The sequence below is a fragment of the Psychrobacter sp. APC 3279 genome (assembly GCF_030407795.1).
In the GTDB taxonomy this organism is placed as follows: domain Bacteria; phylum Pseudomonadota; class Gammaproteobacteria; order Pseudomonadales; family Moraxellaceae; genus Psychrobacter.
This window is the reverse complement of sequence record NZ_JASDCR010000004.1, coordinates 139,445-153,627: the sequence shown is the minus strand read 5'-3', so window position 1 is coordinate 153,627 and position 14,183 is coordinate 139,445. Positions and strand designations below refer to the sequence as shown.

The window sequence follows — 14,183 nt, the reverse complement described above, 5'->3', positions numbered from 1 at the left end:
TAACATATCTTTGTTTTGCTTATTTGAGGACTCATACTGTGACTAATTATTTTTCTTTTCCTTTTTCTAGACTTGCAGGTATTACGATACTAGGTAGTGTGATGGCAGGCTCTTTACTGGGTTGTCAGCCAAACAGCGATACCGATACAGTGGTATCTGAAGGAGCACCAGTAGATCATCACGCCGAACATGAACAAGGTCATGAAATGCATGTTCACGAAGAAAACAATCATGAAGAGCACGAAGATCACGGTCACAAAGAGCATAGCGATATGGAACACGATCATGAAGGACACGATCATGAAGGACACGATCATGAAGGACACGATCATAAGAGTCATAGCCACGAAGAATATGCGCACGCAGGTCACGATCATGCCGCTCATGCCAGCAGCAGCACTCCTTTCTCTTGTGAGCCTACTGCTACTATCGGCGTTTCTTATCATAGCGACAGTACACCGCAGACAGCGCATTTGCTCATCGATGGTATCGAATACGATTTGACAGCTACTGCTAATACTAAAGCTAATACTGATAAAGGCATCTATACCAGTAATATTGGATTAGACAATACCCACGGCATCATATGGCAAGTAAATGGAGACAAAGCCACGTTGCTCAATAAGACACTAGACAGCGATGTAGCTATCGACAAGGAAGACGTACTTTTTAACTGTCAAAAGTCTTAATATAGTTGATTCAATATAATTTGAATACAAGCAAGGCGAGTGAAATTACTACCAGTAGTAGGCTAAGCAAGACTGACACCGTATCCAATTTACAGGGCATTAACTCTAGTCAAAGAAGTCTAAAACGGGTACAAGGCCGCCGACTACAGATTGTACAAATAGCACCTTTAAGGAGGGGAACGCCGTAGTCGTTTAGTAGTTCTCTGACTATATAGCTGTACCAAGGGCGCTATTTTGCTATGCTAGAGGCTCCCTTGGTTCCGGATGTTTAATATGCTAAATAAACCAACTTCCTTATCGTCCCCTACCACACAATGGTCACATCTCCTCAACTCACAGCGTCTTGGTGCTTCCAAAAAATTTAACGCCAATACCAGTACTCGCTCTCAGTTTCACAAAGACTATGACAGACTGGTATTTTCTCACTCTTTTCGCCAGTTAAATCAGAAAACCCAAGTCCATCCATTGACCAATCAGCTCGGTATTCATACGCGTCTGACTCACTCGCTAGAAGTTTCTTCTATTGGTCGCTCTTTGGGAATGATGGCTGCCGAAAAAATTCATGATGCACTAGGTAGCGGCCTACCAACAGGAGTTTCACCTGCAGACGTCGGTGTGATCGTACAAGCAGCTTGTCTCGCTCATGATATTGGCAATCCACCTTTTGGCCACGCTGGAGAGTATGCGATTCGTGACTGGTTCAGACAGCCTGAGCCGCAAGCAGTTTTGCAAAATTTAAGCAGCAACGAGCGATTAGACTTACTGGCATACGAGGGTAATGCTCAAGGCTTTCGCCTATTGGCACGTAATGAGCATCATCCTGACAAGGGTGGTATGCGGCTCACCTGTGCCACGCTAGGCGCCTTTATGAAGTATCCGTGGTTGGCAACTCACAGTAACGATGTCAATGACAACCATTATAATGTGCAAAAATTTGGCTGCTTTTATAGCGAAGCGTCTCAATTAGAAGAGTTAGCGGCGTGCTTGCACTTACCACGCTCAGAGCAACACGATGGCTTTGCGCGCCATCCATTGGCTTACCTGCTAGAAGCGGCAGATGATATCTGTTATGCGCTAATCGATTTAGAAGATGGCATCAATCTGAATATGCTAACCTATAGCGAAGTTGCCACAATATTTTATGAGCTGATTGGTGAGCGTCCAAGCAGCGTAAACTTGCCAGCGCATATGTCTGTCAGACAAAGCCTAGCCTCACTGCGGGCACGAGCCATGATGCGTTTGGTCAATACCGTCACCGATGCCTTTGTCGCCAACAGTGATGCATTGCTAGCTGGCACGCTGCAAGGTAGCCTATTTGCCCATTGCGATACCAGCGTACAAAATGGTATCAATCAAGCTAAGCAGCTGGCACGCGAAAAAATATTTAACCATCCGAGCAAAGTAAGAATGGAGCTAATGGCCAATCAATGCCTGCATAGCCTATTGAATGCCTTTATGCCGCTCGCTTGGACAGGGTCGCAATCTGCTACTATGCAGCCGCCGATGTCTTTTGAGCAGCAACGTCTGTTAAGATTACTACAGCCCCATCTTGACGAACATCGCCGCATCTTGTCTGACGATATCTATCATAATGTCTTAAATATTTTGGATTTTATTACAGGTATGAATGACCACGAAGCATATCGACTGGCGCAAGAATTGCAAGGTCATTGGGGCACAGTGGTTTAAAAGACCAGTGCAGGCTTAGTAAATTAACATGAATGGCGTATTTCAGTCGTATTTATGCGTTGAAATGAGTATGATAAACACCTACCGGACAATTTTGAAATATTATGAGCAGTCGCGAACAAAAAAAACTTCAAACTCGGCACGCATTTTTTAATGCTGTGCTCGATTTATGTATGACAGGGCAATCTTTTAGCTCTATCAGTCTCAGACAAGTAACACGCGAGGTTGGCGTTGTGCCAACTGCGTTTTATCGCCATTTTGATGATATGGAGTCACTCGGGCGCGCTTTGGTCATTGAGGAATTGGGCGGTACGTTAGCCACGTTAAGTGATAGCCTGCAGATTGGCCGCAAACGTAGCTTTGATCGTCAAATCGCAAAAAGTATTCAGCTATTCTTGTACATGGTCAGTGATCAGCCTTATTACTGGCAGTTTTTGGTCAGTGAGCGTTATGGTGGGTCAGAAGCAGTACGCAAAGCCATTAATGAATTGATTAAGATACATGCTCAAGGGTTGGCCGACGACTTAGCGTTGCAGCCAGCGTTTACCCATATCAACGCTTATGACCGTCGCCTATTGGCTGAGGCTGGCGTAAATATGTTCTTCTCTTGGATTATCGATTGGCTAGAGCTGACCTATACGGAAGATCATGATGATGAGATTGATCTAAACGAAATCGAAGAGAACAAACAGCTAATGCTGCATAACTGTACTCGTCAAGCACAGATGCTTTTTTACGGGGCATATAATTGGAAGTCTAGCGAAGAAACACGCCTAAAAGATTAAACGTCGATCTCAATACCCTCTGCTAAAAGCTCGGACGAAATGCCCATAGTCGCTGTGTCACTACTTTGACTTCCTTGGGCATTTTACCGTCTACCTCACTACTATTACTATTACTATTACTCGCCTGATTATTATTAGCTGTCTGACTACTATTAACTACTTGATTATTATCAACGACAGTTTTACTAATCAAAACAGTGGCAAAACGCTCTCTCGCCTGTCCGACAGTTGCATTATCAATCGCTGTGATAAGCGCCATAAATGCTTGGCTGTCAACGGCAAGCATTGGTGTTAGTGCTTTTCGTTGCTCATCATTTAGACTGCCGAATATCGGTAATTGCCATACTGTATCAATAGACGTCAGCGCCTGCTGTGCGCGCATATCTACCAGTGATTGCATCTGTTGGCTGTTAGCACCCTCAATTAGTGCTGCTAACAATACAGGACTGGCAGTATTGATATTAATCGGCACATAATAAGGCACTGCGGTAAGATAAGGCCGTAATACTGCTAATGTCTCAGCGCTTACCCCTTTCACTTCTAGTAGCTGATCGATACTGACAAAAGGCTGATTTGGCAGAGCATCTGTTGCTACAGCGTTTGACTGCTGCGCATATACCGTACTTTCATCACCGCCATCTTGATATACCTCGCCGTCTGCATCTTGCCAATCAAGTATAGCAATAGCGATATCAGGCTCTAGATTTAGTTGCGTGAGTAGTCGTTGGAATACTGCTAAAGCAGTGGTATTGGCCGTCCCATCTTGATACAAGTTATTAATGTTAAAACGACCAGACTCATCGCGTAGCTCGATGCTGACACTGTGACTAGCCAATGTATAAGGTGGTATAGGCTGCGCCCAGATATCTTGCGCACTATCCGTATCATTGAGGTTGCTATCAGCGCGAATCATCGTCACAGCCAACTGTTGACCTGCATCGATATCTTGCAGCAACTGATTTTGATCGAATAACAGACCACTACGCCTAATTGCGATTTTTTGGCTAGCAAGCATTGATCCTGCAACCACAGTAATACTTACTACCAATAATAAGATAGTCAGCAGTGCAACACCGCGTTGAGAGTTCGCAGTCATCGACATACATAGCCTTTGTTGTTGAGCAATTGATGCATTTTAACTACTACCTTCTCAATTATTCGTTCCTACATTGCTATCATCCGCACTGCTATTACTGTTGCTACTATCACTACCATTATTATTGTCGCTGCTATTATCATTATTACTATTACCGTTGCTATTAGCAGCCTTTGCGCTACTACGGGGTATTGGTTGTGGCGCTAGGGCCCACTGCCAAGTAATAGGCATGTCTTGATAAGTAAAACTAACCGCGACTCCTTTTGGCAATAAAAAAGATGTGGGCTTAGGACTCGCTGTATTCGCTGATTGTCTCACCGCTTTATTCGTACTACTGCCACTGTTAGCATCATCGCTCGGAAACTTGGTACTTAGCTCTGGTAGATAAGCTTGCCAGCTTCCTGCTGTGACACCTTCGAGCAATACGCTGTCTAGGCTGACGCTGTCACGCCCGCCTTCCATACTGGTATACTGGCGACGTATCAAACGCTCATCCGCAAAAATATATTCGATACGTTGGAGGCTATTGCTATTCTGATATCGTGGATCAGGATCGGCAAAGCGTATAAAGCTGATATGCTCGCCATCTAAGCTCATAAAGGGCTCAGGCGCTATTTCATTTATTTGCTCGCTTGATTGAGTATTATTACCTGAACTAGTACTGTTGCTTGTATTATTATTCGCTGCACTGACACTTTGGGTCGCCGCTTGATAAGGGATAATTTGACCCATGTCTTGCTGTAACTGTAAATAAGCGTACTGCAAGACAGCCAGATTGTCAGCATGGAATTGTGCGCGCTCACGAGCACGGTTGACCCCATCAAATACCTGCCAGCCTGCAACGGCTAGCATCGCAAATATTGCCATGGCAACCATTAGCTCAAGTAATGTGAAACCACGCTGATGTCTCACAGACCGCCCCCTGCCTGCTCGCTATTACCTGTTGTGCTTAGACCACTTAAATCCAAACTGCCCGTATCTTGCTCAGCATTACTTAGCATCACAGTGATATCAGTGACCGATGTGCGCGTCTGTCCATCTATAATAGGCGAAACTTCGATATTTACTTCTTTTAGAGCAGGTGTAATGGCGTCACCGACTGTCATTGATATTTGCCAATCACGCCCTTGAGCGTTCACGGTTTGGGTGCGGTTGGCTGTCAGCCACGTCTCTTGAATACGCAAATCAGCGGCGGCATTTTGAGCGACGAAGTGAGCAAGCGTACGAGTACGCAATATATCAACTGAGCTCAGATATGCACTACTGGCACGGCTCGCCGCGACTGCTACCACTGCCAAAATAGCCAGAGCAACCATCACTTCGATAAGGGTAAAGCCGCTCTCGCGCCTAGACTTGAGTGATATAGATCTTGGTGACATAGGCTGACTTGTCATAGGAGGTTTATATAATTTAGTCACTATAACCCCTGTCCGATTCGCATGCTACCATCTGGCATTATCGTAATCACCTCGCCCACTAAACGCGAATCGTGAAGCACTTCAATGGTGACGGGCGTTGCTTGTCCTGTACCAAACCACAATACCTGCGGTACATTTTGATCGCTAAACCAAGGCTGTAACGTTTGGGTTCGTCCCGTACTCTGTAAACCGCTAGAATCCAAACTTTGAACTCTAATACTCACGCCAGTGGGCAGTTCAGGCAAATTGATATCCGACTCGACTTCCCAACTTGGCGTTGGTTTTTGCTCATCAGTAGAGCCTGATAGACCAGCAACCTCTGCCGACAGCTCCATAGCATTCTTAGGCTGACTGTCGGCGCTATCTGACATCATCTCTGTTGTCTGGTACGCGACATATGGATTTGATAATGTAACGATGACCGGCTCTACCTGCCCCTGCTTATCTGCCTGCATACGCAAACCCATCGGCTGCATACGTTCAGCCGACAATAGGCGAACGTAACTCAATGAATCGGTCAGATGCTCATAAAAAGCGCGGTTTTTGCGGGATTCACTGCTACCGACAGACAAACTCATTATGCCAGCAAATATAGACAAGATAACCACTACCACCACGATTTCCACCAATGTAAAACCAGCCTGTGGCCGACTGTTTAACGATGAGACTGATGATAAGTGATAAGCATCAGTTGATATGCAGGCACAGCTGCGACAATGGTCTGTAGGTCTTGTATCTAAGCAGCTTGACTGAGACGTTTGACTAATTAGAGTAAAAGAGCAAGTAGCCGCTGAACTGGACTGCGTCTTAACACTGACCGGCATATTGCACCTATAAGCCCAATTTTAATTGTCGCAGAATGAGAAAGGGTTTTGAAGAATATTAGAAGATATATGAATTCGTGCTGCAATAGTAAGCATTACAACACGGTTTATTAAAGTTAAGAAAGGTTCACAACCCAAAAATTACTTGCTACTTTATTAATAGTTACTTTACTAAGAGCTACTTTACCGATAACTAATTTAATAGTTGGTATTGCGGTGCTCTTCTGATTCAGTATCGATTTGCTCTACCAGTTCTTGCATATCCTCATCCATGACCTCTTCATCATCAGCAGGATAATGGCTTGGCAACTCTAGCACTTGCTGAACAAAGGCATAACGCAGCGTATCACGGCGACCTAAGTAACGTTGGTAAAAGCTGGAATTCAATAGTCCTGCACCGCCCTGACCAATTGCCCAAATAGATGATAGATAATCACGAGTACTCAAGTTACTGTGCTCATCTTTTAAGTATGCGCTGATGATATCAATCAAACGCTTCATGCGCTGGCGACGGATATCATATAATTCACCAAACAAACGATTGAGCCCAGTCACTGATGCTGCCAGACGCTCTTCAATTTGGTTCAATAGCATGGCTTTTTGCGGGTTGAATAACTGTTGGAAAATCATGCGGGCAACGCCTGCCGACGGGCAGTCATCAATACGGTTAATCTCAAACAATTGCTCTTCGTAACGAATAATAATACGCAGATAAAGCTCATCTTTACTGGAGAAATGCTTGTACAGGGTGCCTTTAGCCAAATCGAGCTGATCTGCCAAACTGTCTAAAGTGATATCACCATCGCCTGACTCAAGTAGCAATTGTTCTGCCATCGCTAAGATGTTCTCTTCTCGTGCCTTGAACTGGTGCTGACGACTCATAATCTCTCCTAAAACATGACAAGATTAAGCATATGACCATCAATTATGTGCGTACATTTGGCAATGAGCGTATAAAACTATACAAGAACTGCTGAAATACCATAAAAGGGATATGCTTATATTTACAAATAGTCATTGATAATCATATAGTTACATTTAGTAAATTAAATACTAAAGGGGATTAAACTATGAGACCATCACATAAATGACTGACTGGTCATAGCATAACCATTTTAGCGATACTGTGCCAGTAAATTTTCAAAGTTTTTTGCGGTTAATGCTCCGACCTCGTTACTATCACAACCATACATATCTGCGATAAAGCTTGCGACGTAGGGTACGTAGGCGGGCTCATTGGGACGACCACGCTTAGGCACAGGCGCCAAATATGGACTGTCGGTCTCAATCAAGATTCTGTCTTTAGGCATTTGTCGTGCAGCGTCTTGTATATTTTGGGCACTTTTAAAACTGACAATGCCTGAGAAAGAGATATAAAATCCCAAATCTAAAGCACGTTTTGCGGTCTCCCAGTCTTCAGTGAAACAATGGATAATACCATGCTCAGCACCTTCACTCTTTAAGACATCGATCGTATCTTCTTTTGCATCGCGCATGTGTATGACAAGCGGTTTTTTTAGTTGCTGACTTGCATGGATATGACGTGCAAGACTGGCTTGCTGCTCTTTTTTATTTTCTGTAGACCAGTAGTAATCTAGCCCTGTCTCGCCTATTGCCCATACATGGTCTTTATCAGCAGTCTCGATTAGACGCTCAACCGTCGCTGATTTCAGTATATCGATATCCTCACAAGGATGAATCCCTACACTCATCCCTAGATTTAGGGTCTCGTCACCATAGGTGCTCACAATATTGGCAATCTCGTCGTATTCTGCAAAATCACACATAATCGCCATCGCACGGGTAACATTAGCAGTTTTCATAGCGTCAATCGCGCCAGATAATTTACCATCGTATTTCGTCAAATCTAAACGGTTAAGGTGACAATGAGTGTCTGTAAACATAAATAATCTCGTTATTAAAACTTTCTCAATTAAAAGTCTGGGAATTAAAAATTTGAATCTTGTTTGCATTGATTGCTGTGAAGGAAGCTGTTTTCAAGTATTGTTTAACGGTACACTACCTTAAATGGCTATCAAAAATACTCTAAATAGAATTTATTCTAAATAAATGGATGATACGAACTTAGTCGATACATCATAACAATCTTTTAAAAGCCGAAGCTTCAAAACCTTTATTACCTCTCATAAGTGCCATACTATGAACCATAAAAAAACTATCACTCTACCCCATATCTTCAAAACATTGTTGCCCAAGCAACTGTATAAACAACGGTTTTTATTACAAGATAAAGGCCATAGTAATTACATTGAAATAGCTAACGACGTACGTATCATTGGCAACTCCACAATTACTATTCGTAAAGGTGATAACAATCGAATTACCATTGGTAGTCATGGGAAACTTAATAAACTAAAAATCGACATTAATGGTAATCACAATCAAGTCACTATCGCAGAACATGTTAAATTCTCTGGTCAATTATTAGTCGTTGGTAATCATTTACGCATTCATATTGGTGAGTATACCACTGCCATTGACTGCTATATCTTGGCACGTGATAAGAGTGTGACTATTGGTAAGTCTTGCATGATATCGCGTGGTATTGAAATTCGCGCTACCGATGTGCATAAGGTCTACGATATAGATACTAACGTACGAGTGAACAAAGCACATTCTGATGTCATTCTAGGAGATCATATTTGGATTGCGGCTAATGTGACTATTTCAAAAAACGTCTCTATCGCTGATGGATGTATCATCGCAGCAGGTGCCTTCGTCAATAAACCAGTCACTATACCAAACTGTATGGTAGCAGGCACACCAGCAAAAATCATTCGCCAAAACGTACGTTGGGAACGCTAAACACGACTTCAAATACATGAGACTAATTAAGAGGCACGACTCGCATCACCTCTTCTATGGTTGTCACGCCTTCACTAATACGTTTTGCGCCTGATAAACGTAATGGCTGTAGACCTTCGCGATAAGCTTGTTGTTTGAGTACATCTAAGTTTGTATCGGCTGCGACCAGTTTTTTTAATTCGTTAGACAACGGCATAATCTCGTATAGGCCGACTCGTCCCTGATAACCAGTATGTCGACAATGCTCGCAGCCTTGAGCCATATAAATTTGTGCTGGGGCAGGCGCACGCCAAGGTTGTACCAACTCCTGCCATTGAATGGCAACCTCGCTATCTGGCACAACTTCTACTGCTTTTTTGCAATGCGAGCATAGCGTACGTAACAAGCGCTGTGCCATTACGCCTAAGATAGTTGCTGATGTCAAAAATGGCTGAATACCCAAATCATGCAAGCGAGTGATTGAACTTGGCGCATCGTTAGTATGTAGTGTCGAGAGCACTAAATGCCCTGTTAATGAGGCTTGTACTGCCATATTGGCTGTTTCGGCATCACGAATCTCCCCCACCATAATAATATCAGGATCTTGACGCATCAAAGAGCGAATGCCGTCAGCAAAGTTTAAATCGACACCTGGATTTACTTGCATCTGGTTAAATGCAGGTTCAATCATCTCAATAGGATCTTCAATAGTACAAACATTGACTTGTTCAGTCGCTAGCTGCTTGAGAGTACTATACAAGGTCGTGGTCTTACCTGAACCTGTAGGCCCGGTGACCAAAATAATCCCATTTGGATGAGCAGTCAACTCATGCCACGTTTCAAGCTGCTTACCCGATAAACCAAGCTGAGCGAAGGAGCGCACCAGTACTTCAGGATCGAATACCCGCATGACCAACTTTTCACCGAAAGCGGTTGGCATAGTCGATAAACGAAGCTCTGTCTCTAGTCCCTTCGGCGTTCGCGTCTTTAAACGACCATCCTGCGGTTTTCGCTTTTCTGCAACATTTAGCCGTCCTAGAATTTTGATACGTGCGGTCACCGCGACGATGATTGCCAATGGCATCTCATACACCGTATGGAGTACACCATCAATTCGGAAGCGAACCTTACCTGTCTCACGACGTGGCTCTAAATGGATATCACTAGCTCGTTGCTCAAAGGCATATTGCAACAACCAGTCAACGACTCTGACGATATGCTGGTCATTGGCATCAGGGTTGGTATTGTCACCCAATTGCAATAATGCTTCGACATTGGTCACATCGGCAGCTGCACGCTTATGGACACTATTTGCGCCTGCAATCGCTTGGGTGACTTGATAGAACTCCTGCCGGTAGCGTTTGATCTGCTCAGGATTGATATAGACCGTACGATAGCTTTTTGATTTGATTAACTTTTCAATACTTGAGTGCCAGTCAGTATAAAAAGGCTGATCTGTTCCGATAACCACTTCGTCTACAGCGACCTCAATCGGTAAAATATGCTGTGAACGTGCATATTCAAATGACATCAATTGTGTGACTGCAGGGACATCAACTTTTAGAGGATCAATACGAACGAGAGACATGTCTGCTTTAGCCGCTAGCCATTGGTTGAGCCAAGCCAAAGTTAATTTATTTTCAGCGCTATTGTCCGTCGCATGGTCATTCGGCAAGCCAAATTCACTAATCGTTAGTAAAGGATGCTGCGCTTTGTCGCGACGGCTAGTAATGACTAGATTATAGCCGCGTTGGTCAATCACTTTATCTGCCAATAGCTCATCTAGACACCAACGCAAATCAATCACTATCGAGTACTGTTGAGCAGACATATCTCTCTTCTTCTATTATTTTAAAATGTGTTGTCAAAAACGCTATCGATGCAAGCCAGCTACACCGTAACCACAGCGATTATCTGTAGCTGTCCTGATTCTATCAACTGAAAACTCACATCAACCGATTTATAACGCATAACAAATGGCGTAGCGATCTCTGTCCGTCGATAAGCTGGACGCGGGTCTTGGGCAATTAGCTCTTTGATAATGCTCATATCTGAGGCTATCAATTGATTTTGTATACGATGAATCGTAGACGCAACTGTCGCACTATTCGACCCAGTATTTGCGTCTTTAACACTTGTCTTATTATTATGAGTACTGTTGTTTACTAGCATCATAAACTGTTCGTTAGCAACATCGGTCACGGTTACGTTTAATAATTCTGGAGCAGTTGGTGCAAAACCACTCTCTGTCTGAATCAACGCATCACTATAGGCCACATATGGCTTTATATCGATGATTGGCGTGCCATCTATCATATCAGCACCTTTGATAATCAATAACACACGGCCTTGAACTATTTTGACCTGTTCGAGCTTGACAACAGATAGGCCTAGTCCTGAAGGACGATACATGCTGCGACTGGCAAACACCCCTATTTTTTGATTACCACCCAATCTTGGTGGGCGTACTTGAGCGCGAAAACCAGTACTGGTTTCATTGTTATTTTTATATCTATAATTATGATGAAACTGCCAACTCACCCATATATGGCTAAACTTATCCAAACCATCAAATGCAGCTGGCGTATCATATGGCGCTAACATCTCAATGACACTAGTCAGAGCGACTAGGTTTGGCTGGCGTGGCGCACCAAATTTTTGTGACAGCGGGGCACGGTGATAGCCAATAATAGGAGCTTGATGGTAGTTATCTAACAGGGAATTCTCATCAAGCATAGACCAACTCCAGTAATGCAAGACCACCTTGATAAGGCAGTTTTGCCAAATGATACAAAATTACTCACTAACGATATTCCATTTTATCATGCTAGACAATCACTGCTAGACGGATTTTTATTTTAAAGTTTGGTATTATGAGCAAGAAATTTGATGAGAGTCATTTACATTTGGGCGATATGACCAGTAATGCTGTCATCGTTGACGCAAATCTACTATGTCTAATGACATAATAGATGGCTGTATATAAGCTGATAGACTGGCTCTATTGCGCTTACTCATCATTTACTCGTTCATAAAAATAGCAGTGTCGACAACGATTAAAAGACTGATACGTTTTTACAATGTTCAATCTAACATTGAACATTCTGATTTAATACTTATTCAAACTTAACACACAAATAACAACTTATTAACGAGGACTTTATGTCAAAACTTCGCACCGAAACGGTCACAGAGGTTCATCACTGGAATGACTCTCTATTTAGTATCAAAACCACTCGTGACGATGGCTTGCGCTTTCGTAATGGCGAATTTGCGATGATTGGACTTGTTGTTGATGGCAAGCCACTACTACGCGCTTATTCAATTGCCAGCCCTAACTATGAAGATCATTTAGAATTCTTCTCTATTAAAGTTCAAGATGGTCCGTTAACTTCACGCTTACAGCATATCAAAGTAGGTGATGAGCTGTTAGTCAGTAAAAAGCCAACGGGCACACTAGTATTGGACGATCTGCTACCAGGTAAGAACCTTTACATGCTCTCTACTGGTACTGGCCTTGCTCCTTTCTTGTCACTAGCACGTGATCCTGAAGTGTATGAGCGTTTTGACAAAATCATCTTAGTACATGGCGTACGTCATGTTCATGATTTGGCTTATCGCGAGATGTTTGAAAACGAGCTACCTAATGATGAAATCTTTGGTGAATGGTATCGCGAAAAATTCATCTATTATCCAACCGTTACGCGTGAAGAATTCAGAAACCAAGGTCGTGTCACTGATTTGATGAAATCAGGCAAGTTGTTCGAAGATATTGGTTTACCACCAATGAATAAAGATGACGACCGTGTCATGCTTTGTGGCAGTATGCCTTTTAATGCTGAGGTTTCCGCCATTTTAGATGACTTCGGCCTGACTGTTTCACCACGTATGGGTGTGCAAGCAGATTACGCAGTTGAGCGTGCCTTTGTCGGCTAGAATGATGCTATTTAGCATCATTAGAATAAATGAAAAATTGTATAAAATAATACTTGACGCAAGTAAATAGGCTGCTATAATACGCAGCCTATACAGTCAACACTGTAGCCCAATTAGATAATATTTAGTCAATAACTATTATCACCTAACATGCCAGTGTGATGGAATTGGTAGACATGACGGATTCAAAATCCGTTGCCTTTAAAAGCGTGTCGGTTCGAGTCCGACCACTGGTACCAATATTTAGTACAAACTAGCCTCCTTTATCGGAGGTTTTTTTGTGCTTATTATATTCGCCCTATCAAGCTCTCAATTCATTTATATCGATACTTCAAATGGCATAACAGCGCTTATCTTAATTGGTACTGCATAACTCCACGGCATGCCAGCACTACAATAAAAATACCCATCATTAAATGACACAATATAAGCGGTAAAATCATTACCACACTGATCCATCATCGCTTGTTCATCGCTTTCATCACAAACCGCACACCATATATTTTCATCACCGCGCGCTAGCATTGCTCTTGTCAAATCGCTCCCTTTTAATTCATGACTCATCATCAGCTCCTTAATTATCTTGAACTTTCTCATTAATATTTTTAGAAAGTTAATTTACCAGTATTCAATTCATAAGTTTGGTATCAGCTATAAACAATGTCTTATCAGTTAAATACAATTCCTATAAAAGACCATTTATTACTTTCATAACTATTGATTATCGTGGTTAATATATTGTAAAGCGATAGCATTAGAACTGTAACATATAACTATAATATTCATGATGGAAGGCGATAATATTCAGACAGGCGGTATAGAAAATCTATAATATTTAATGTATGCATATTTTAGAATATATGCAGTTAACATACGTTCACTAAGGTGTATTTGTCAACATCTAATTGCTGTCTATTCTTCAACTATTAACCTTACACTAT

General features: G+C 42.6%; 14 protein-coding genes and 1 tRNA gene. 6 read left to right on the top strand and 9 right to left on the bottom strand.

Annotation, left to right across the window (positions count from 1 at the left end; all coding sequences use genetic code 11):
• The first annotated feature begins 38 nt into the window (after positions 1 to 38).
• The 3 genes from QL898_RS03290 (at position 39) to QL898_RS03280 (ending at position 3,163) form a co-directional block, all read left to right on the top strand.
• Positions 39 to 689: a hypothetical protein gene (locus QL898_RS03290; RefSeq protein ID WP_290175779.1), complete on the top strand. Its 651-nt coding sequence runs from the start codon at positions 39 to 41 to the stop codon at positions 687 to 689.
• Between the two features lie 264 nt (positions 690 to 953).
• The gene (locus QL898_RS03285) at positions 954 to 2,378 is read left to right on the top strand and encodes a deoxyguanosinetriphosphate triphosphohydrolase (protein ID WP_290175778.1); all 1,425 of its coding nucleotides are present in this window, start codon (positions 954 to 956) and stop codon (positions 2,376 to 2,378) included.
• A gap of 104 nt (positions 2,379 to 2,482) precedes the next feature.
• Entirely contained in the window at positions 2,483 to 3,163 is a 681-nt protein-coding gene (locus QL898_RS03280; RefSeq protein WP_057759356.1) for a TetR family transcriptional regulator, read from the top strand.
• Between the two features lie 22 nt (positions 3,164 to 3,185).
• Here QL898_RS03280 and gspK read toward each other — a convergent pair whose 3' ends face one another.
• From gspK to QL898_RS03250, 6 genes are all read right to left on the bottom strand, one after another.
• Positions 3,186 to 4,265 (bottom strand): type II secretion system minor pseudopilin GspK, encoded by a 1,080-nt coding sequence (gene gspK / locus QL898_RS03275; protein ID WP_290175777.1) that lies wholly within the window; start codon positions 4,263 to 4,265, stop codon positions 3,186 to 3,188.
• A gap of 48 nt (positions 4,266 to 4,313) precedes the next feature.
• Positions 4,314 to 5,171: a type II secretion system minor pseudopilin GspJ gene (gspJ, locus tag QL898_RS03270; RefSeq protein WP_290175776.1), complete on the bottom strand. Its 858-nt coding sequence runs from the start codon at positions 5,169 to 5,171 to the stop codon at positions 4,314 to 4,316.
• Positions 5,168 to 5,638, bottom strand: coding sequence for a type II secretion system minor pseudopilin GspI (gene gspI, locus QL898_RS03265; RefSeq protein ID WP_290175775.1), 471 nt, complete (start codon positions 5,636 to 5,638; stop codon positions 5,168 to 5,170). Before gspI ends, gspJ begins: the two co-directional genes overlap by 4 nt.
• 38 nt (positions 5,639 to 5,676) lie before the next feature.
• Positions 5,677 to 6,375 (bottom strand): prepilin-type N-terminal cleavage/methylation domain-containing protein, encoded by a 699-nt coding sequence (locus tag QL898_RS03260; RefSeq protein ID WP_290175797.1) that lies wholly within the window; start codon positions 6,373 to 6,375, stop codon positions 5,677 to 5,679.
• Between the two features lie 324 nt (positions 6,376 to 6,699).
• Entirely contained in the window at positions 6,700 to 7,383 is a 684-nt protein-coding gene (locus tag QL898_RS03255) for a TetR/AcrR family transcriptional regulator (RefSeq protein WP_057759351.1), read from the bottom strand.
• A 233-nt stretch (positions 7,384 to 7,616) separates the two neighbouring features.
• Positions 7,617 to 8,405 carry a TatD family hydrolase gene (locus tag QL898_RS03250; RefSeq protein ID WP_201606833.1) on the bottom strand — a complete coding sequence of 263 codons (789 nt, stop codon included), beginning with the start codon at positions 8,403 to 8,405 and terminating at the stop codon, positions 7,617 to 7,619.
• A 256-nt stretch (positions 8,406 to 8,661) separates the two neighbouring features.
• Here QL898_RS03250 and QL898_RS03245 point away from each other — a divergent pair, with 256 nt between their 5' ends.
• Complete coding sequence (locus QL898_RS03245) at positions 8,662 to 9,327, top strand: acyltransferase (RefSeq protein ID WP_101205458.1); 666 nt, start codon at positions 8,662 to 8,664, stop codon at positions 9,325 to 9,327.
• A gap of 22 nt (positions 9,328 to 9,349) precedes the next feature.
• On the opposite strand, the gene QL898_RS03240 is transcribed toward QL898_RS03245, so the two are convergent.
• Together QL898_RS03240 and tsaA are read right to left on the bottom strand one after the other, a co-directional pair.
• On the bottom strand, positions 9,350 to 11,137 hold the full coding sequence (locus tag QL898_RS03240) for a GspE/PulE family protein (protein ID WP_290175774.1): 1,788 nt from the start codon (positions 11,135 to 11,137) through the stop codon (positions 9,350 to 9,352).
• A gap of 59 nt (positions 11,138 to 11,196) precedes the next feature.
• A complete protein-coding gene (gene tsaA, locus QL898_RS03235; protein ID WP_290175773.1) occupies positions 11,197 to 12,042 on the bottom strand; it encodes a tRNA (N6-threonylcarbamoyladenosine(37)-N6)-methyltransferase TrmO in 846 nt (281 codons plus the stop codon).
• A 426-nt stretch (positions 12,043 to 12,468) separates the two neighbouring features.
• Here tsaA and QL898_RS03230 point away from each other — a divergent pair, with 426 nt between their 5' ends.
• Together QL898_RS03230 and QL898_RS03225 are read left to right on the top strand one after the other, a co-directional pair.
• Positions 12,469 to 13,242, top strand: coding sequence for a ferredoxin--NADP reductase (locus QL898_RS03230; RefSeq protein ID WP_101205461.1), 774 nt, complete (start codon positions 12,469 to 12,471; stop codon positions 13,240 to 13,242).
• 152 nt (positions 13,243 to 13,394) lie between these two features.
• A tRNA-Leu gene (locus QL898_RS03225) sits at positions 13,395 to 13,481 on the top strand.
• A 79-nt stretch (positions 13,482 to 13,560) separates the two neighbouring features.
• Here the strand turns inward: QL898_RS03225 and QL898_RS03220 are convergent.
• Entirely contained in the window at positions 13,561 to 13,806 is a 246-nt protein-coding gene (locus QL898_RS03220) for a hypothetical protein (protein WP_057759343.1), read from the bottom strand.
• Positions 13,807 to 14,183 lie beyond the last annotated feature (377 nt).